15 protein-coding genes are annotated in these 18,176 nt (G+C 58.6%); 5 read left to right on the top strand and 10 right to left on the bottom strand.

Annotated features, from left to right (window positions below; genetic code table 11):
- Positions 1–11: 11 nt before the first annotated feature.
- The 5 genes from FTE24_RS10305 to FTE24_RS10285 all read right to left on the bottom strand — a co-directional run bounded on the left by FTE24_RS10305 (position 12) and on the right by FTE24_RS10285 (position 6,227).
- A complete protein-coding gene (locus FTE24_RS10305) occupies positions 12–1,181 on the bottom strand; it encodes a response regulator transcription factor (protein WP_141446614.1) in 1,170 nt (389 codons plus the stop codon).
- Complete coding sequence (locus FTE24_RS10300) at positions 1,178–2,980, bottom strand: cache domain-containing sensor histidine kinase (RefSeq protein ID WP_150233268.1); 1,803 nt, start codon at positions 2,978–2,980, stop codon at positions 1,178–1,180. Before FTE24_RS10300 ends, FTE24_RS10305 begins: the two co-directional genes overlap by 4 nt.
- Positions 2,981–2,989: 9 nt before the next feature.
- Entirely contained in the window at positions 2,990–3,871 is an 882-nt protein-coding gene (locus FTE24_RS10295) for a carbohydrate ABC transporter permease (RefSeq protein ID WP_141446616.1), read from the bottom strand.
- A 16-nt stretch (positions 3,872–3,887) separates the two neighbouring features.
- On the bottom strand, positions 3,888–4,781 hold the full coding sequence (locus FTE24_RS10290) for a carbohydrate ABC transporter permease (RefSeq protein WP_141446617.1): 894 nt from the start codon (positions 4,779–4,781) through the stop codon (positions 3,888–3,890).
- Between the two features lie 81 nt (positions 4,782–4,862).
- Positions 4,863–6,227 (bottom strand): extracellular solute-binding protein, encoded by a 1,365-nt coding sequence (locus tag FTE24_RS10285; RefSeq protein WP_415663187.1) that lies wholly within the window; start codon positions 6,225–6,227, stop codon positions 4,863–4,865.
- A 268-nt stretch (positions 6,228–6,495) separates the two neighbouring features.
- Between FTE24_RS10285 and FTE24_RS10280 the strand changes: the two genes are divergently transcribed.
- The gene (locus FTE24_RS10280; protein WP_237401716.1) at positions 6,496–7,860 is read left to right on the top strand and encodes an APC family permease; all 1,365 of its coding nucleotides are present in this window, start codon (positions 6,496–6,498) and stop codon (positions 7,858–7,860) included.
- A gap of 273 nt (positions 7,861–8,133) precedes the next feature.
- Complete coding sequence (locus tag FTE24_RS10275; RefSeq protein ID WP_141446618.1) at positions 8,134–8,763, top strand: YfbR-like 5'-deoxynucleotidase; 630 nt, start codon at positions 8,134–8,136, stop codon at positions 8,761–8,763.
- Positions 8,764–8,864: 101 nt separating this feature from the next.
- On the opposite strand, the gene FTE24_RS10270 is transcribed toward FTE24_RS10275, so the two are convergent.
- Both FTE24_RS10270 and FTE24_RS10265 read right to left on the bottom strand, forming a co-directional pair.
- Positions 8,865–9,605, bottom strand: coding sequence for a hypothetical protein (locus FTE24_RS10270; protein ID WP_150233267.1), 741 nt, complete (start codon positions 9,603–9,605; stop codon positions 8,865–8,867).
- A 603-nt stretch (positions 9,606–10,208) separates the two neighbouring features.
- On the bottom strand, positions 10,209–11,018 hold the full coding sequence (locus FTE24_RS10265) for an alpha/beta fold hydrolase (RefSeq protein WP_160441720.1): 810 nt from the start codon (positions 11,016–11,018) through the stop codon (positions 10,209–10,211).
- 314 nt (positions 11,019–11,332) lie between these two features.
- Between FTE24_RS10265 and FTE24_RS10260 the strand changes: the two genes are divergently transcribed.
- Positions 11,333–12,088: a TerC family protein gene (locus FTE24_RS10260; RefSeq protein ID WP_150233263.1), complete on the top strand. Its 756-nt coding sequence runs from the start codon at positions 11,333–11,335 to the stop codon at positions 12,086–12,088.
- 106 nt (positions 12,089–12,194) lie between these two features.
- On the opposite strand, the gene FTE24_RS10255 is transcribed toward FTE24_RS10260, so the two are convergent.
- From FTE24_RS10255 to FTE24_RS10245, 3 genes are all read right to left on the bottom strand, one after another.
- Entirely contained in the window at positions 12,195–12,758 is a 564-nt protein-coding gene (locus FTE24_RS10255) for an NADPH-dependent FMN reductase (protein ID WP_150233261.1), read from the bottom strand.
- A gap of 273 nt (positions 12,759–13,031) precedes the next feature.
- Positions 13,032–14,699, bottom strand: coding sequence for a methyl-accepting chemotaxis protein (locus FTE24_RS10250; protein ID WP_150233260.1), 1,668 nt, complete (start codon positions 14,697–14,699; stop codon positions 13,032–13,034).
- Between the two features lie 21 nt (positions 14,700–14,720).
- On the bottom strand, positions 14,721–15,728 hold the full coding sequence (locus FTE24_RS10245; RefSeq protein WP_150233258.1) for a BMP family lipoprotein: 1,008 nt from the start codon (positions 15,726–15,728) through the stop codon (positions 14,721–14,723).
- A gap of 274 nt (positions 15,729–16,002) precedes the next feature.
- Between FTE24_RS10245 and FTE24_RS10240 the strand changes: the two genes are divergently transcribed.
- Positions 16,003–17,142, top strand: a complete 1,140-nt coding sequence (locus FTE24_RS10240; protein WP_150233256.1) for an alpha/beta hydrolase family protein — start codon at positions 16,003–16,005, stop codon at positions 17,140–17,142.
- A 216-nt stretch (positions 17,143–17,358) separates the two neighbouring features.
- Entirely contained in the window at positions 17,359–18,159 is an 801-nt protein-coding gene (locus tag FTE24_RS10235; protein ID WP_150233254.1) for an alpha/beta fold hydrolase, read from the top strand.
- The last annotated feature ends 17 nt before the right edge of the window (positions 18,160–18,176 follow it).

The following is an 18,176-nucleotide window of genomic DNA, read 5'->3' as shown; positions in this document are numbered from 1 at the left end:
TCCGGCCTGCATCAACACCGGCTTTTCATCTGCTCCCGATATTCCGACGGCGTGCTGCCTATTTTTTTGCGGAACACCTGGGAAAAATGGCGCACGTCGGGGTAGCCGACCCGTTCGGCGATATCGCCGACTTTCAGTTCGGATTCGCCGAGCATCTCCATCGCGCGATCCAGGCGAATCTGCGTGACGTAATCTTTGAAGCCCTGCCCGGTCTTCTGCTTGAACAGCTGGCTGAAGTAAGCCGCGTTCAGGTAGACGACGGAAGCGACTTTCTCCAGCGACAGTTCCGACGCGTAGCGCGCTTTGATGTACTGCAGCGCGACTTCGACAGCCTGTTCGCCCCCGCTCGCGTAATGGTCGTACACCTGATATTCGGACGTCTCGCGCATGAGACGCACTTCGTCCGGCACCCGCGAAGGATCTTCGATCCGGCCGGAAGCGAGCAGCTGGAACGGCTTTTTGAGATAGCGCTTGAGGCAGCCGCGCAGTTCTTCGTTCAGCGCGGAGAGGCTGCTTCGCTCCAGCTTGACGAGGCCAAGCAGGCTTTTGGCGTCGATACTCGCGACGAAGCCCCGGCCGAACGAGCCGATCAGTTCGTTCATCACGTTTTCCACAATAAAATGTTCCAGTTTGGTGTCCGCGTCGCTCTCCACATGGACCATCAGCAGATGGAAATCGGGATACGCTTCGGTGAAGGAAGCCAGATCGATTCCGCCGAGGTCGAGGCCCGACGCCCATCTGGCGAAGACGGCTTCGCGCAGGAAGCGCAGGTTCTGCTTGAGCAGCTGGCTTTCTTTGGCGCGCACGTTGCTTTCCTCGATTTCGTCGCCCATCTTTTTGATCAGCTCGACGAGAATGTCTTTGCCGATCGGCTTGAGCAGATAATCCCGCGCGCCGAGCCGCACCGCTTTTTTGGCATATTCGAATTCGGAGTACGCGGAGATAACGACCCATTTGGCATCCGGGTGCAGCGTGCGGGACACTTCCATCAGTTCCAGCCCGTTCATGCCCGGCATGAGCACGTCGGTCAGGACCAGGTCGATCAGGTCGCTTTTGAGCCGCTCGACCGCATCGATCGGACCTTCGGCGAGAATCACTTTGTGCTGCGGAAAAGTTCGCTGGATCGTACGCTGGATTCCGCTGCGGATAATCGGTTCGTCGTCCACGACGAGTATGTTCATACCAAGCCCTCCTCGCCCGGTAACGGAAAGGTCACCCGGACCTTTGTCCCGCTTCCCGGGATGCTGTGGATCGTAATGCCATAAGCGTCGCCGTATGTCAGGCGGATACGGCGCTGCACGTTGAGCAGCCCGATACCGATGCGTCCGCCTTCGACGTGCCGTTCGGCCGCGGACGGATCGTCCAGCAGCCGCTGCAGCCGCCCAAGCGTCGCCGCTTCGATACCCGTTCCGTTGTCTTCCACCACGATATGCAGGCAGTCGACATCCGCTTCGGAATAAAGATGCAGTGTGCCGCCTTCGCGCAGCGGTTCGAGTCCGTATTTGACCGCGTTCTCGACGATCGGCTGCAGGATCATCTTCGGTACGGGCGCATCCAGCCACCGTTCTTCCACGTCGATCTGCGTCAGCACGCGGCGGCCCAGCCGCGTCTCGATGATCGTCAGGTACGACTTGAGCTGTTCCAGCTCAAGCCGCAGCCGCACTTTCGCGCCTTCTTCCCAGTCGCTGCTGTAGCGGAACATTTTGGACAGCGCCAGAATGACGCCTTCCAGCCGGTCGTCTTCGCGTTCGTCGAGCATCCAGTAGATCATATCCAGCGTGTTGAACAGGAAATGCGGATTGACCTGCGATTGCAGCGCCTGAAGCTGGGCATTCTTCTCGCTGAGCGAAGCCTGCTTGATCCCTTCGATCAGCCCGTCCATCTCCCGCACCATCCGGTTGAACGAACCGACGAGCACGTTGATCTCCTGATAGGACTCGATATGCACCTGCCCTTTGAAATTGCCTGTCTCGACCTGCTTCATCTCGCGGGCCAGCCGCTTGAACGGCAGGGAGAACGAACGCGAGACGATCGTCGACAAGATCGTCGCCGCCACGATCAGCGCCACGATGACCGTCAGCAGAAACTGCTGCGTCTCGCGCAGTTCCAGCTTGAGGTCGTTTTGCGGCGAAGCGCGCAGAATCGTCCAGCCGGTCTTCTCCACCTCCGCCGCGGTCAACAGCCAGTCGCCGCCTTCGTAGGAACGGATCCTGCCGGATTCGAGCCGGCCGGGCCAGTTGGCCGGAACGGACTTCCACGCTTCGCGTTCGGTTCCCGCCCGGATGATGTCCGTGCCCGCCGCATCCCGTATCGCCACCTGCGTATTTTGCCCGAGGCTCGCGTTCGACACCGCCGACGAGATCGCTTCGGCTTCTACCTCGATCAGCACGTAGCCGACCGATTGCAGCCCTTCCAGCTCGAACGCCTGGCGGCCGAACGCGAACACGGGCCGGTCTGTCCAGCCGCTCATGAGCGACTTCGGATAGACGCCGAGCCAGCGAATATCGCCTGTGGAGCGGCGCAGCTCCGCGAACCACGGCTTGTCCGGGTACGTCTGGACGGAAGCGCCGGTCGAACGCACGAAGCTGTATACTTTGCCGCTGTCCGCCAGCACGTGGATGCCCACGATGTCGCTGCGCGAATAGAAGATGGCGCCGAGAATATCGGTAATCCGCCGTTCCGCCTGGATCTGGGCGCTCGAACCGGTATCGGGATACGACTGGCGCAGCAGCCGCATCAATTCGCCGTTGCTGTTGAGCGTCTTGGTGACGCTATCATAACCGTCCAGCAGCTGCTCGAACAGGGAGACCGTCTGGGACATGTTTTTTTCGGCCAGCGTTCCGACCTGCTCCCGAACCTGCTCGGTCGCCCGCTGGTAATAGACGAGGCTGACGATCAGCAGAAGCCCGAGCAGGCTGAACAGGAACACCGGAAACAGCCGGCCGTAAATCGTGTTTAGTCGTTTCTGTACGCGTCTCATGCCTTCATCTTAACCCTTAACCGCACCTGCCACCATGCCTTTGGTAATTTTTTCTGCAAGCAGGAAGTAGACCAGAATGACCGGCAGGGCGGCCAGTACGAGGAATGCTCCGATCGCGCCGTAATTGACCGAATATTGGCTGACGAAGCTGTAGACGCCGAACGGCAGCGTCTTCAACCGTTCCGACGAGATGAACGTCGCGGCGAGGATATACTCGTTCCAGACGTTGATGAACGTCAGGATGCAGACGGTCATCATCGGCGGGATCGACACCGGCAGGATGATGCTGCGGAAGATGCGGAACGCGCCGGCGCCGTCCATAATCGCGGACTCTTCGATCTCGTGCGGAATGGTGCGCAGGAATCCGCTGAGGATGAAGACGGCGATCGGCATCTGGAACGCGACGTACGGCAGGATAAGCGCCAGATGGGTATTGAGCACATGCAGGTTTTTGAAAATGATCATCAGCGGCAGCAGCGTCCCCTGCATCGGAATCATCATCCCGAGCAGGAACAGCAGCATGACGAACTGGCCGTATTTCCAGCGGAAACGGCTGATCGCGAACGCCGCCAGCGAAGCGAGCAGCAGGACGCAGATCATCGTCGTGACGGTGACGAACAAGCTGTTGCCGAGATAGCGGAAATAGCTGCCGCCTTCGATCGCGCCCTGGTAATTGCTCCACTGCCATTCGGCCGGAAGGGTGAAGAAGCTGCCCGACAAAATCTCTTCGTTCGTCTTGAGGGAATAGATCAGCAGCCACAGCAGCGGATAGAGCTGCGTGACGAGCAGCACGCCGAAGAACAGGTACGCGATAAGCGTCTTCGGCGAGATACGCCGGCTGCGGACTTTGAGCGCGGGCTTCGAACCCGCGGAACTTGCGAACTGGCTCATGGACGGAGCCCCCTTTCTACGTATACCGTTTTTCCAGACGCGTGAACAGCAGATTGATCAGGATCGTGGCGATCAGGCAGACGGTGATCAGGACGTTGGCGATCGAGCTGCCGTAGCCGTACTGCATCGTCAGGAACGACATATTGTACATGTGGCTGGCGAGCACTTCGGTCGCGTGCGCCGGGCCGCCGCCCGTCATGACCATGATCAGGTCGAACGACTGCAGCGATCCGATAAACGACAGGACGATCGAGATCTTCAGGATCGGCAGCACCATCGGCAGCGTGATGTAACGGTCCGCCTTGAAGCCGTCCGCGCCGTCGATCTTGGCCGCTTCGTAAATCTCGCCCGGGATGTTCTGGATGCCCGTGAACTGAATCAGGATATGATACCCGAGATACTGCCACAGCGAGACGAGAATGATCGCGTAGATGGCGATCTTCGGCTCGGTCAGCCACGAATGGGTCCACGATTCCAGTCCGACGCTCGTCAGAATCTGGTTGATCATGCCGCCCATCGAAGCCGGGTTGTACACCGTTTTCCACAGCTGGCCGATGATGGCGACAGACAGGATGACCGGCAGGAAATAGCTGGACACGAGGAAGTTCGGGCGCCGGACGAAGCGGGTGATCAGGATTGCGACCAACAAAGCGATCGGCACCTGCACGAGCATCGAGAAGCCGGCCAGCGTGAAAGTGCGGCGCAGCGAAGGCCAGAATACGGGATCGTTCGTAAACATTTTGACGTAGTTATCGAGCCCGACAAAAGTCGATTGGCCGATTCCGTTCCAATCCAGCAGTCCGCTGTACAGCGAGACGAGAATCGGGACGAACACGAGACCGACATAGACGATCAGACACGGCAGAATAAAAGCCGCGATCGTCCAGCGGGAGACTTTCAATACGTTCATGCGAAAGTTCGCCTCCTCGGGGAGCAGCCGACGAAGAGAAGGGGACCGCAGGTCCCCTTCTCGTTTTCCGCCTGCTTGCCGTTATTTTTTGTTTTGTTCGTAGGCGGCCTGCAGCTCTTTGGCTACCGCGGCAGCGTCTTTTTGTTCGACGAACAGACTCTGCGTACCCGACAGGTGAACCTGAGTCGTTGCCGGATTCATCGTGTTGTCGAACGCCAGGTCTCCGCCTTTGACCTTCTTGAACAGGTCCAGTACGTTCATCGCCATCTCGGAGTAACCGGCGGCTTTGAAGTCGCCGTCCACGTTCTGGGCGATCCCGACCGCGCCTTTGGCTTCAAACGCTTCTTTGGGGAAGTTCAGCATGAAGTAGTTGAGGAAAGCTTTCGTTTCTTCCAGATGCTCGCTGTCTTTGGAGATCGCGAACGCGCTGCCCGGTGCCAGCATGAATTCGTCCGGGTTGCCTTTGCCGCCGACGGTCGGGAACTGGAAGACACCGACGTTGCCGTCTTTGCTCACTTCGGCGGTCTCGATGCCGCCTGTTGCCCAGCTGCCCATGAAGTACATGGCCGCGGTACCTGTCTTGAACAGGTTCTCGCCCGCGTTATAGTCGAACGAAGTCGCTCCGTCCTGGAACGCGCCTGCGTCAACGAGCTGTTGGAACGCCGAGATCGCTTCGACATAAGCCGGATCTTCGAACGTTTTTTTGCCGTCGAGCACGTCCTGCAGGAAGCCCGGTCCGCCGTTCGTTCTCAGCAGGATGTTCATGAAGAGGAACGAGCCGGTCCAGCTGTCTTTTTCGCCGATAACCATAGGCTGGATGCCTTTGGTTTTGAGCGTCTTGATCGCTTCGACCATCTCTTCGAACGTCGTCGGCACTTCCACGCCGCCTTGTTCCATCAGCTTCTTGTTATAGTACACGACGCCGATGTTGTTGCCGTCCGGCAGCGCGTACAGATTGTCGTCGAACGTGTAGTAATCGAGAATGCCGGATTGGAACGTGTCTTTGAGTCCGTTCTCTTCGACCATGTCGTTGAGCGGGGCGAACAGGTCGGCATCGACGAACGGCTGCATCTGCGCGGCCGGGTTGACGACCGTGATGTCCGGCACTTCCTTGGAAGCGGCCTGCGTTTTGAGCTTCAGCTTCTGCTGGTCCGTGTTGAGCGAATCGAGTTCGATCGTCACGTTCGGATTGTCGCTCTCGTACTGCTCGACGATCTTTTTCATCATCTGGTTTTTCGGGTCGCTTGCGTCCGGATAGATGTTCTGGAACGTGATCGTCACTTTCTCGCCGGCCGGTGCGCTGTCCGTTTTGGCCGGATCGGCCGCCGCATCCCCGCCCGCCGCGTTGTTTGCCGTCGTTCCTCCTCCGCCGCCGCACGCGCTGAGGCTGACTGCCAGCATCCCCGTCATTGCCAGGCCGAACCATTTCGTTTTTCTCTTTGTCACGCTATTTCCTCCCCTTGATTCGTAGTCTGTTTCTTCTTGCTAAAGTCATTATGGCTTTTTCTGTAAACGCATACAATGGAAATTATTCAGGGGTGATGTTTGTTTTTTCGTGATGCCCCTTCGACTTGCCGTGTAAAAGAAAAGACGAATCTCATATCCCGGATGCGCAAAAAGTGGTAAAATGGTTCGGTCGGTCTCTGCCTTGCATCGCGTCTTCGCGGTGCATCGTCGCACCGGTGATCCGTATGCGAAAGGAAACGTGATTCCCTTGTCCAAAAAAGTTCCACCTGCCGCGGAAACCCCGGACTCCGGCCTCCCCGCGTCTTCTTCCCTCAAAAAATCGGTGACCTTCCTCGAAGCGATGGCGATCGTCGTCGGCATGATTATCGGTTCCGGCCTGTTCCTGAAGCCGGGCATCGTGCTCGCCAGCGCCGGCTCGCCCTGGATGAGTCTGCTGGCCTGGGTCGCGGGCGGCATCATCACGCTCGCTTCCGCGCTGTCCGTCGCGGAGATCGCCGCCGCGATTCCGAAAGCGGGCGGCTTGTACGCCTACCTCGAAGAGCTGTACGGCGAGACGGTCGGCTTCCTGCTCGGCTGGGTGCAGGCGGTCATCTCGTATCCCGCTTCGGTGGCGGCGCTCGCGATCGCTTTCGCTTCGTACTCGGGCTACTTCCTGCCGATGAACGATCTTCAGCAAAAAGCGCTCGCGGTCGGCATCCTGCTGTTCATTCTGGGCATGAACGTCATCTCGACCACGTACGGCGGCGTGATTCAACTGCTGGCGACCGCGGGCAAGCTCGTTCCGGTCGTCGGCATCGTCGCGTTCGGGCTGCTGTCGGGCAGCCAGCCGGGCTTCGCCGGCGTCTCCGGCCTGGCGGCGGAAGCGGCGGGAGCCGCCGGCTTCGGCGCCGCCATCCTCGGCACGCTGTGGGCTTACGACGGCTGGATCGGCGTCACGAATATGGCCGGCGAGATGAAGAACCCGGCGAAGACGCTGCCCAAAGTCATCCTGATCGGCGTCTCGTTCGTCATCGTCGTCTACGTGCTGTTCAATCTCGCGATCTTCCGCGCGCTGTCGTTCGAGCAGATCGTCTCCTCGCCGACGCCGGGCGCCGACGCGGCCGAAGCGCTGCTCGGCAGCGGGGGCGGCGCGTTCATCACCGCCGGCATCATCGTCTCCGTGCTTGGCGCGCTGAACGGCTACCTGATGACCGCGGCCCGCGTGCCGCAGGCGATGGGCGAACGCGGCATCGCGCCGTTCTCGCCTTTTCTGCGGCGCATTCATCCGCGCTTCGGCACGCCGGCGAACGCCCTGATCTTCCAGGCCGCGCTCGCGATTCTCTACATTTTCTCGGGCACGTTCAACACGCTGACCGATCTGCTCGTGTTCGTGCTGTGGATCTTTTTCACGGCGGGCGTGTTCGGAGTGTTCCTGCTGCGCCGCCGCATCCCCGCGCAGCCCGGGCGCTACCGGGTGCCGCTGTATCCGCTGACCCCGATGATCGGGATCGCCGGCGGCCTGTACATTTTGGGCAGCACGCTGCTCGACAGTCCCGGCCGTTCGCTGATCGGGATCGGCATCACGCTGATCGGACTGCCGGTGTTCTATTATATGAAGAGAAACCGCACGTGACGCCTGATCGCCTACAGCATGAATTGTCCGTATCCACCTCCTGTCCGCTCCAAAGCATGCAAAAGGCCCGACCGCGAGGTCGGACCTTTTTCGTGTTTTGGCGCTCTTTTCCCGGACTGCCTTCCTATCCGCCCCGATCCGCAGGTCCTGCCCGCGCCTGTTAACTTTGACCCCCGCTTGACCGTCCGTTGACTTCCCGCAAACAAGCCGAAGGTATACTGGCACTATCTAGACCCGCACGCTACCCTATCGATGAGGAAAGAAGGACAAGCCATGGGAATCCATCGTTACTTCCGCTCGCTCGACGGGCTGGAACGCATTATCCGCTGCCCCGGCAAATTCAAGTTCGAACAGCACAGCGTGGCCGCGCACTCCTGGAAAGTGGTGCAGTACGCCAAGACGCTCGCCGATATCGAAGAACAGCACGGTGCCGTGATCGACTGGAAAAAGCTGTACGAAATTACGAGCAGCCACGACTACGGCGAAATTTTTATCGGAGACATCAAAACCCCGGTCAAGCATTCTTCCCCGGAACTCCGCCAGCTGATCCAGCAGGTCGAAGAAGGCATGATCGCGCATTTTATCGAGGAAAATATTCCGGAAGACTTCAAGCCGACGTTCCGCAGACAGCTGCGCGAAGGCAAGGACGATTCGATCGAAGGGCTGATTCTCGAAGTCGCGGACAAAATGGATCAGGTGTACGAAGCGTTCGCCGAACTGCAAAAAGGCAATACGGAAAAAGAGTTCGTCGTCATGTACCGCAACGCGCTCGTCAAGATCAAACGGATCAAGCTGGCCTGCGTCGATTATTTCCTCGATCATATTTTGCCGGAAATGGTCAACGAAGAAACGCTCTCGCCGGTCGATATCAAGCGCATCACGGAAGAAGCGTTGGCCCTGTAAGGTACAATGCCAGCCGCAGCGGCACACTCACCCGGCGGCCGTTCACGGCACAGCAGCCATTCCCGGACAATCGTCCAGGGAATTTTTTGTCGTGGCGCCTGTCAGTCCAGCGGCAGGTCTTGCGACAGCTCGCGGAACTGCCGCAAATACGGCGTGACCTCGTCGGTGACGCCGAGCAGGTAGCGCAGCGACGCGAGGCGCCGCTTCTCTTCCGCGGGCGTCGACCCCTGGAAGAGCGAATAGTCGTGGCGGATCGAGCCTTTGCGATAGCGCACGTCGAACAGCGTCCCGCTGCGCCAATCGGCGAGCAGGCTGACGTTGCTGCCGAGCACGTCGAGCCGGAAGCCGGGGCTCCGGTACGAGAAGCTGTAATCCGGGTCGGCCTGGGCATGGACCACCTGGTAACCTTGATTCAATTTGTTCTGCGCAAACAGGCCGGTACGAATGCCGTTTGAGAACATGAGGCCGTCCGGAGCGTACACCTGCTCGGTCCATACGCCTCTGCCGTTCATCTCGTCGGCGCTCCATGTGCCGTTGTAGACGATTTTGTGCAGCCGGCCCGTGGCGGAATCGAGATACGTATTGACGTATTTGCCTGTGCCGCTGCGTTTGCCGGACTTGAACGTGCCGGAATAGCTCTTGCTTGGGCTCCATGCGAGCGTGCCGCGTCCGTGCGGCTGTCCGTTTCGGACTTCGCCGTAATAGCTTGCGCCGGACGGCAGCTTCAGCGCTTGCTTGGCGGAAGCCGCCTGCGCCGAAGGGGTAACCGCGGGCAGCGGGGCCAGACCGGCCAGCGGCACGGCTGCGACGAGCAGCAGCGTAAGCAGCTTTTTGTTGTTCATGGGTGTCGGATCTTCCTTTCGCTTTGGGCTTGAAATAGGGGATGAGCCGGGTTTGGACGGGACTCGTTTGGATATCGGAAAAAATCCGAAATCCCGATAGCGGTTCAAATTCCCCATAAGCGCATGAGACCCGCTGTTATCGCTCTTTTCGTCCGCGTTGGACGAAATAACTGCGTAGCAGCACCTATTTCCCTCTATTATTCTATTTTAGACGGAATAGCTGCGTAGGAGCAGTTATTTCCTCATATGCGCATCCCAAACTCCTTTTTTCCGCAAAATAAATGCTTCTACGCAGTTATTCACTTTCCTCCCGTCTTTTTGGCAAAATAATTGCTCTCACGCAGTTAATTCGATTCGCGTCCGGGCGTAATTCGATTGGTGCCCGGGCGTTTCGTGCATCCTGTTCATTCCTGTCGATTCCGCTCGTCCCTCTTCGTCCCTGTCGTCACCGTTCATCCTATCAATTCCATGCATGTCCATTCATCTCCGTCTATACTCGCTCATACTCTCTAGCACTCGCTCATACTCCTTCATGCCCGCCCAAGCGGCCGGGCTTTGCGCCAAGTCCACTTCGCATAGCGGCCCGCTTCGCACAGCCGGCCGCTAACGCCGGTCCGCCGAAGCTTTCAGCGCGCTGAGCGCGATCGCGGAAAATTCGAGCGGGTGGTCCAGCTGGGGCAGGTGGCCGCAGCCTTCCATCCGGATCAGCGACGAATGCAGGATCTTCTCGTGCGCGTACCGGCACAGCTTGCGGTTGAACGACGAATCCCATTCGCCCATCACGATGAGCACCGGGCAGCCGATCTCGCCCAGCCGCCAGCGCGATTGGCTCAGCAGCGGGCGCTCCATCGCGGGGCGGGAGGCGTAGCGTACCGCGCCGCCGAGATACATCTCCTTGAACCGCGCCCGCGCGCCGCGTTCGCGCGGCACGGTGTGGCGCCAGTAGCGGCTGCGCAGAAACCGGGCGGCTGCGCGTTCGATGCCTTCGCGCCGGACGCGGCGGGCATCGCCGAAGCGCTCCCAGACCATCTGCGGCGGCGGAATCGTGCCGTTCAGCCACGGCGAGACGAGCACGAGCTGCTCGACGTATTCCGGATGGGCCAGCGCAAAGTCGATCGCGATCGCGCCTCCGGTACATGCCCCGATGATCGAGGCGCGGCGCAGGCCGAAATAATCGAGGATCGCTTTGAGATCGAGATACGGGCTGAACGGTCCGGTGACAGCTTCGCTGCGTCCGTACCCGCGACGATCGTAGCGAATGACGGTGAAGCTTCGTGCCAGCACCCGCACCTGGTCGTCCCAGACGTCCAGATTGCAATGTTCGCCGTGCAGCAGCACGAGCGGACTGCCTTCGCCCTGCACCGAGATATGGAACCGGATGCCTCCGATCGTATGGATGCCCGTTCGATTCATGAATGACCCTCCGCCCTTCTTCGCCTGTTTGAATGCTCTCTTACCCGTTACCCGCCCTTGCTCTTTTCCGAATCTTCGATGCTTCTTCCCGGCGCTTTCCGCCCTTATGTAAATACTTGTTCCCTTTTTCGATAAATATGGTACACTTTCACGTATGCCAGAGGAAACTTCGCGCGTAACGGCGGGGAATGTCGGGCCTTCGCGTTCTTTTTTTATTTTTTCCGGAAAAATTTGAAACGAAATCGCCCGCTTCCCGTAGTACCGACAGGCAAGTGTAACTACCAACATATCACCCCGAAAGGATTGTAACGGAAATGGAAATGGGCTACAGTCATTTGTTCGAAATGAGCACCTTCCTCGAAGCGTTCGGCACGCTCCAGGGTTGGGGCTTCATTTTGTCGCTGATCGTCATCGAAGGACTGTTGTCGGCCGATAACGCGCTTGTTCTCGCCGCCATCGTCAACAAGCTTCCCGAGAAGCAGAGAAAAAAAGCGCTGCTTTACGGATTATGGGGCGCTTACGTATTCCGGATCATCGCAATCGGAGTCGGCATCTATCTGGTCCAGATCGCCTGGGTCAAATATATCGGCGCCGCGTACCTGCTCTGGATCGCCATCAAGCATTTCTGGGATAAAGCCAGAGCCAAGGACGGCGACGACGACGAGAACGAAGAAGAATCGGGCCTGCAGAAAATGCTTGCCAAGACGGGCCTCAGCCTGTTCGTACGCACGATCATCACCGTCGAAATGATGGACATCGCGTTCTCGATCGACTCGATCCTGGCCGCGTTCGCCGTCTCGCCGAACCCGTGGATCCTGATCGCCGGCGGTCTGCTCGGTATCCTGATGATGCGTCTGGTCGCTACTTTCATTCTCAAGCTCATGGACAAAATTCCGGAACTTGAAAATGCGGCTTTCGTCCTGATCTTCATTATCGGCGTCAAGATGATTCTCGACACAGCCGACATCTACCATATGGGACATGCGACGTTCTTTATCATTTTGATAGCCGTATTCGCGATCACGTTCTTGATCAACCGGATTCGCGTCAGCAAAAACGCCGCGCATTAAGCGGTCTTTCCTTTTTCCGATTTCATACCAAAAGGCCCCTCCCGTCGTTGACGGGATAGGGCCTTTTTCGTGTCGGCGTTGCGCCGCGGTCGGAAAAACCGGCGAATTACAAGGCGGCAGGCGCAGCCGGTACGCGCAGAGGCTTGAGCGCTCCGCTCCACGCGAGGACTTGATCGAGCATACCGTTCAGGTTCACGAGATGCAGGTCGGCGGGCTTGAACACCGAGCCGTTCTCGAAGTCGGTGAACAGCGACAGCGCCGGATGGACGCGGACGTCGGCTACCGACAATTCGCCCAAAATGCCGCGCAGATGTTCGGCTGCGCGTGCGCCGCCTACGGAACCGTAGCTCACGATGCCGGCCGCTTTGTTGTTCCACGCTTCGCGGGCGTAGTCCAGCGCGTTCTTGAGCGAAGCCGACAGGCTGTGGTTATACTCCTGAACGATAAAGACGAATCCGTCCAGCTCGGCCAGCTTGGCGTTCCAGGCTGCGGCGCCTTCGGCCGCGTCGGCTTCGCCCAGCAGCGGCAGATGGTAATCCGCGATGTCCACGATCTGATAATTCGCGTCTCCGCGTTCGTTCGCGATCTGCTGTACCCATTCGCCCACCTGCGGGCTCAGACGACCTTGACGCGTGCTTCCCAAAATGATGCCGATATTCAACTTTTCCATGATTGATTCCTCCATAAGGTTGATTTGGTAGATTGATTTGGATTGCTTATTTGGCTTAACGAATTTCTTTAGCTTTAGCTTTACATTTATCTTTAACTAACTTTTTGTTATAAACGAATCATAGCACAGCCTTTTTCACTAAGCAATAGTTTTTACTTACTTTTTTATATATAATTATTTTTCACGTAAAATAGCACAAAAAAACCGGACCAGTCCCCAAGGACCATTCCGGTTTTTGATTTGTTCGTTTGTGTGTTTGTGCGTTCGTCTGTTCTAAGCGTCCAGTCGGAAACGGTTCAGTTCCCGCTGCATTTCTTCGCGCACCTGAAGCAGCTCTTTGACTTTGCCGCCGATCTCCTCGAACGAACGCTTCTGTTCGTCGGTGGACGCGGTAATCTCTTCGCTGCCGGCGGCCGACTGCTCGGTCACGGCGCTGATATTCTCGATCGCCTGCTGCACCTGCATGCTCAGGCGGCGCGACTGTTCCATGTCGTCGGACAGCTTGCCGACGCTGCCGGCGATCTGCCGCACTTTGCCGCTGATCGCGCCGAACGACCGCTCCGTCGTCGCGGAAGCTTCTTCCTGCTGCCGGAACAGGTCCAGGCTCTGGCCGACCGAACCTTTGACCCGCTGCATCGAAGCGGCGATCTCTTCCACGGCGGTAAAAATCTCACGGGCGGCCGAATCGGACTGGTCCGCCAGCTTGTTCACTTCGCCCGCCACTACGGCGAAGCCTCTGCCCGCTTCGCCGGCACGCGCCGCTTCGATCGAAGCGTTGAGCGACAGCAGCGTCGTCTGCTTGGCGATCTGGGCCACATGCTCCGTCATGAGCGTGATCCGGCCGGCATTTTGCTCAAGCTCGCGCACCGTCTGCTCGACTTCCGCCATCGCGGAACGGTTCACGCTCGTGATGCGCAGCTGTTCGCGCATGACCGCTTCGCCGTGCTCGACGAAGTTCAGCGCTTCTTCGGTAGCGGTCGAAGACTGGACGGTCTCTTCCAGATTCACCTCGAAATTGCGCTGCATGCCGTCGACCACTTCTACCGTGTGGCCGAGGTCTTCCGCGATGCGCTGGCTGCCGATCGCAAGTTCCTCGGTGGACGTCGCCACCTGGGAGACGATCTCCTGCATTTTGTCGTTCTGCCCGTCGAGTTCAGTAGCGACGCGATCCAGCACGCCTCCGCTGTTCTCGATCGAGCGGACGATGCCGCGCAGATTGTCGACCATGACGCCGAACGCGTTGTTCAGTTCGTCCAGTTCGTCGCGGCCTGTCGATTTTTCCAGATGCAGGCTCAGGTCCCCGTCCGCGATCCGTACGGCCGCGTCTTTCATCGTGCGGGTACGCCGGGCCAGCTTGCGGGCGAATCGGGCGTTGAACCAACCGAGCGCGATCAGCAGCACCACCGCACCCGCGAGCGCGATCTGCCACGTCAGCTGGATACTGGCCGTCAGATCGGCGGTGTACGTCTCGTAACGCTGCTTCGTCAGCACGTCCAGCCGGTACGCGTCGTTCTGGATACCCTGAATACGCGCGGCCTGGCGCTTCGCTTCCGGACTGTTCTGGCTGCCGATCGCCTGCAGCGATTGCTCCGACAATTCCGCGAACTTCTCGTCGATCGAAGTCAACCAGCTCAGCTGTTCCGGCGTATCGAGGCTGCTGCCTTCGCTGTCGGTCAGTTCGCCGAGCGTCGATTCGACCGTTGCGATATGTCCGGTCACTTCGGCTTTGTTGCTCTCGGTCATCGAGAACGAGTAACCGTCGAGCGACTGGCTCAACTGTTCCAGATCCGCGTTCAGCTGCTGCACATTCAGCATGTCCGGCACGAGCGTCCGGTTCTGGGAATTGATCTGAAGCAGCTGCACGATAATATAGGCGACGAGCGCCAAGGAAGCCACGAGCGAGATCATGGCGTTGAAGAGCAGTTTACCCTGTAATTTCATGACTGTTTCCTCCGTCCGGTTTTAGGGAAGCTGAATGGCGATGTTGCCCGAGATCAGGCTTTTCGTCAGCTCTTCGATCTTCGCTTGCTGCTGGGGCGTCAGGGTGACGGCTCGAATCGGCGCGATGCCTACGCCTTCTTCCTTGAGGCCGAACACCATATCTTTTTGCGGAAAAGTGCCTTTGTTGTCGTTAAACGTGCCGACCGCGGCAAAAATGGCGTTGTCGACGTTTTTGACCATCGACGTGATGACCGCTTTTTCCGCGATGAAGAACTGGTCCGTATCGACGCCGATCGCATACTTGCCTTGACGCTCCGCTTCCTGCAGCGCGCCGACTCCCGTCAGTCCGGCTGCCGCATAGACGACGTCGATCCCGTCTTTTTGCATCATGGAAGACGCGATCGTCGAACCGAGCTTCGAGTCGCCGAAGTCGCCGGCATAGACCGATTTGACGCTTGCCGCCGGATTCGCCGCTTTGACGCCCTGCTCGTAGCCGACCTGGAACTTTTTGAGCAGGTCCGATTCAACGCCGCCGAGAAATCCGACTTTGCCGCTTTTGGAAGCCATGCCCGCCACGACGCCGGCGAGGTAACTGCCTTCTTCTTCCTTGAACGTGAGCGAAGCGACGTTCGGCAGCTCCGACGTATCGTCGACGATCAGAAACTGCTTGTCGGGATGCGCTTTGGCGGCCGCTTCCAGACTTTCTTTGATCATGTATCCGAGGCCGATAATCAAGTCGTTGTCTTGCTCGATCAACTGCTTGAACGCCTCGTCGTAACTGCCTGCCCGATCAATCTCGCGATAATCGAACAAAATGCCCTGATCGTCGCGCGCTTTGACCAATCCGCGGAAAGCGGCGTCGCTGTAAGACTGGTCGCCGAGACCGACGTCGGACAATACGACGCCGACTTCCGGGCGTTCCGCGGCCGAAGCCGTCGGCGTTTCTTGGGAACCGCATGCCGAGAGCAGCAGCAGCGAAGCCAATGCGGAAATCCAGGTCAGATGCTTGGCTAATTTGACTTTTTGCATATTTACACCCCATTAAATGGTCTACAACTCTTCTTCATTTATCGCCCGAAATGCGCTAACTTGTTAGAACAAATTCAGGCAAAAACCGATTTTATTTAGCCGGGCGAAGCATTAAAGCCGAAAAAGACACCGAAACCGTCTTAAAAGGAAATTTAAGGGATCTCATCACGGCTTTTTCAGATAATCAGGTCTGATGACAAACTCCGTTTTGGATTTGCGGCCGCTTTGTCCGATATAATGGAGACCAACCGAACCGAAGAAAGAAGGAGATCCCATGACTTTGCCTCATCTGTGCCTGCCGGCCCCTTCCGGCCCTTATGCCGTCGGCTTCCTGGACGGCACGTTTGTGTCGACCGTACCCGGCGCCGCCGCCGAAGAAATCAGCTTCCGCTGCTTCTATCCGGCCCGGTCCGAATTCGGCCGTCCCGCGCCTTACTACCCCGATCCGCAAATGGCCGATATGCAGGCGAGCCTGCCGATGTTCGAACCGTTCGGCGCGCTGCTGCACGAAATGGCGGTCATGCCGACGCACGGATTTGCGCAGGCGCCCGTCGCGGACCTTGACGGCGAGCGCTTCCCCGTGCTGGTCTATTCGCACGGCTACATGTCCTTTGCGCTGTCGAACCTGATCCAGCACGAAGAACTGGCCAGCCGCGGCTACGTCGTCTTCGCGATGTCGCATCCGGGCGACGCGTTCTGCACCGTGCTTCGCGACGGCAGCCGGGTCGGAATCAATCCGGACACCGTCCGGCGCGCGACCGAAGACAATATGCGCTTCATGCAGGAGATCGGCAAAAGCGACCCCGATTCGCTGACGACCGAAGAAATTTCGGCGTATCTGCGCACCGCGCACGAACTCGGCGCACGGGTCGAAGCATGGGCGCGGCATACGATCGACGCATTCGACGAAATCGAAAAGATGGCAAGCGATCCGCATTCTCCCCTGCACGGCAAACTGGATCTGCGCGGGTTCGGCCTGTTCGGCCATTCGCTGGGCGGCGCTTCGTCGCTGCATACGGCGCTGCTCGACGAGCGGGTGCTCGCCGCCGTCAATCTCGACGGCTGGCAGTACGGCGCCGGCCTGCTGGAGCGGACGATGCCGGTGCCGGGTCTGGTCATGGCCACCGGGGAGCACCACCTGCCGGGCAATTTCCGGACGGACGATACGAACCTGACGTATGCCGTCGTCTCGGGCAGCACGCACTGGTTCTTCTGCGACATGGCCGTTCTGGCCGAAGCGCCGCTCAAAACGATCGAACCTTCGGTCACGATCGACGGCTCCGTCATGGCGCAGCTGACGTCCGACCTGCTGCTGGCGTTTTTCGACCGGCATGTGCGCGGCCGATCCGAAGCTTCGCTCGAAGCAGCGGCAGATCGCTATCCGCAGAACGTGCGGATCAAGCATCCGGTCTAGGCCGGACAGATTGCCCGTTTATTCGACAGAGATGTCGGCCGATAAACCCGCTTGGACGTCATAACCATTCTTTGTCCCTACACAATCCGACATTTTCCCCTATAATAATGAGCAGTAAGCCACTTAACGCGTCTTGGAATGTATGGGACACTTGAGAGATGAATATCGACGGACTGCACAATCGCAGCGGGAACAGACAAAAGGGAGAGACGCAAGATGGATATCTTGAAGCGCAATCATGTGACGGTCATCGGAAGCGGCAGCCGTACCCTCGTATTCGGGCATGGCTTTGGCTGCGACCAGAAAATGTGGAGGTTGGTCGCGCCGCGGTTTGCCGACCGGTATCGCGTCGTGCTGTTCGATTACGTCGGGTCCGGACGTTCCGACCTCGACCAGTACGATCCGGTCAAGTACGGCGAACTGCACGGCTATGCCGACGATCTGCTGGACGTCATGGAGGCGCTTGAGTTAAAGGATGCCGTATTCGTCGGCCATTCGGTCAGCAGTATGATCGGGGCGCTCGCTTCGATCCGCAGACCCGAATATTTCGGCCAACTTATCATGGTCGGGCCTTCCCCTCGCTATCTCAATGATCTTCCGGACTATTACGGAGGCTTCGACCGCGAAGACATCGAGGAGCTGCTGGAGATGATGCAGCTCAATTTCAGCGGCTGGGCCAGCCATATGGCGCCGGCCGCGATGAAAAACGCGGAACGGGCGGAGCTGGCCGAAGAACTCGAACAGCAGTTCGCGTCCCGGGACCCGCGGATCGCCCGGCAGTTTGCCGAAGTGACGTTTTACTGCGACTGCCGGGATATGCTGAGTCAGGTCACGGTGCCTACGCTCATTCTCCAGTGTGCGGAAGACAGCATCGCTCCGCTCGAAGTCGGCGATTTCCTGCATCGCCGTCTGGCCGGCAGCACGCTGAATCATATGACGGCCAAAGGCCATTATCCGCAGCTCAGCCAACCGGACGAAACGTTTTCTTGCATCGACGAATACCTGACCGTTCTCTGAGGACAGCGGAAGAAAGG

Source organism: Saccharibacillus sp. WB 17, from assembly GCF_008634075.2.
GTDB classification, from domain to species: Bacteria; Bacillota; Bacilli; order Paenibacillales; family Paenibacillaceae; genus Saccharibacillus; species Saccharibacillus brassicae.
This window is presented reverse-complemented; position numbering and strand designations above follow the sequence as displayed.

Excerpts from the sequence above, each read along its gene's own strand:
- FTE24_RS10305 (WP_141446614.1), bottom strand. The coding sequence starts at position 1,181 with ATGAACATACTCGTCGTGGACGACGAACCGATTATCCGCAGCGGAATC.
- FTE24_RS10300 (WP_150233268.1), bottom strand. The coding sequence starts at position 2,980 with ATGAGACGCGTACAGAAACGACTAAACACGATTTACGGCCGGCTGTTT.
- FTE24_RS10295 (WP_141446616.1), bottom strand. The coding sequence starts at position 3,871 with ATGAGCCAGTTCGCAAGTTCCGCGGGTTCGAAGCCCGCGCTCAAAGTC.
- FTE24_RS10290 (WP_141446617.1), bottom strand. The coding sequence starts at position 4,781 with ATGAACGTATTGAAAGTCTCCCGCTGGACGATCGCGGCTTTTATTCTG.
- FTE24_RS10275 (WP_141446618.1), top strand. The coding sequence starts at position 8,134 with ATGGGAATCCATCGTTACTTCCGCTCGCTCGACGGGCTGGAACGCATT.
- FTE24_RS10270 (WP_150233267.1), bottom strand. The coding sequence starts at position 9,605 with ATGAACAACAAAAAGCTGCTTACGCTGCTGCTCGTCGCAGCCGTGCCG.
- FTE24_RS10265 (WP_160441720.1), bottom strand. The coding sequence starts at position 11,018 with ATGAATCGAACGGGCATCCATACGATCGGAGGCATCCGGTTCCATATC.
- FTE24_RS10260 (WP_150233263.1), top strand. The coding sequence starts at position 11,333 with ATGGAAATGGGCTACAGTCATTTGTTCGAAATGAGCACCTTCCTCGAA.
- FTE24_RS10255 (WP_150233261.1), bottom strand. The coding sequence starts at position 12,758 with ATGGAAAAGTTGAATATCGGCATCATTTTGGGAAGCACGCGTCAAGGT.
- FTE24_RS10250 (WP_150233260.1), bottom strand. The coding sequence starts at position 14,699 with ATGAAATTACAGGGTAAACTGCTCTTCAACGCCATGATCTCGCTCGTG.
- FTE24_RS10245 (WP_150233258.1), bottom strand. The coding sequence starts at position 15,728 with ATGCAAAAAGTCAAATTAGCCAAGCATCTGACCTGGATTTCCGCATTG.
- FTE24_RS10240 (WP_150233256.1), top strand. The coding sequence starts at position 16,003 with ATGACTTTGCCTCATCTGTGCCTGCCGGCCCCTTCCGGCCCTTATGCC.
- FTE24_RS10235 (WP_150233254.1), top strand. The coding sequence starts at position 17,359 with ATGGATATCTTGAAGCGCAATCATGTGACGGTCATCGGAAGCGGCAGC.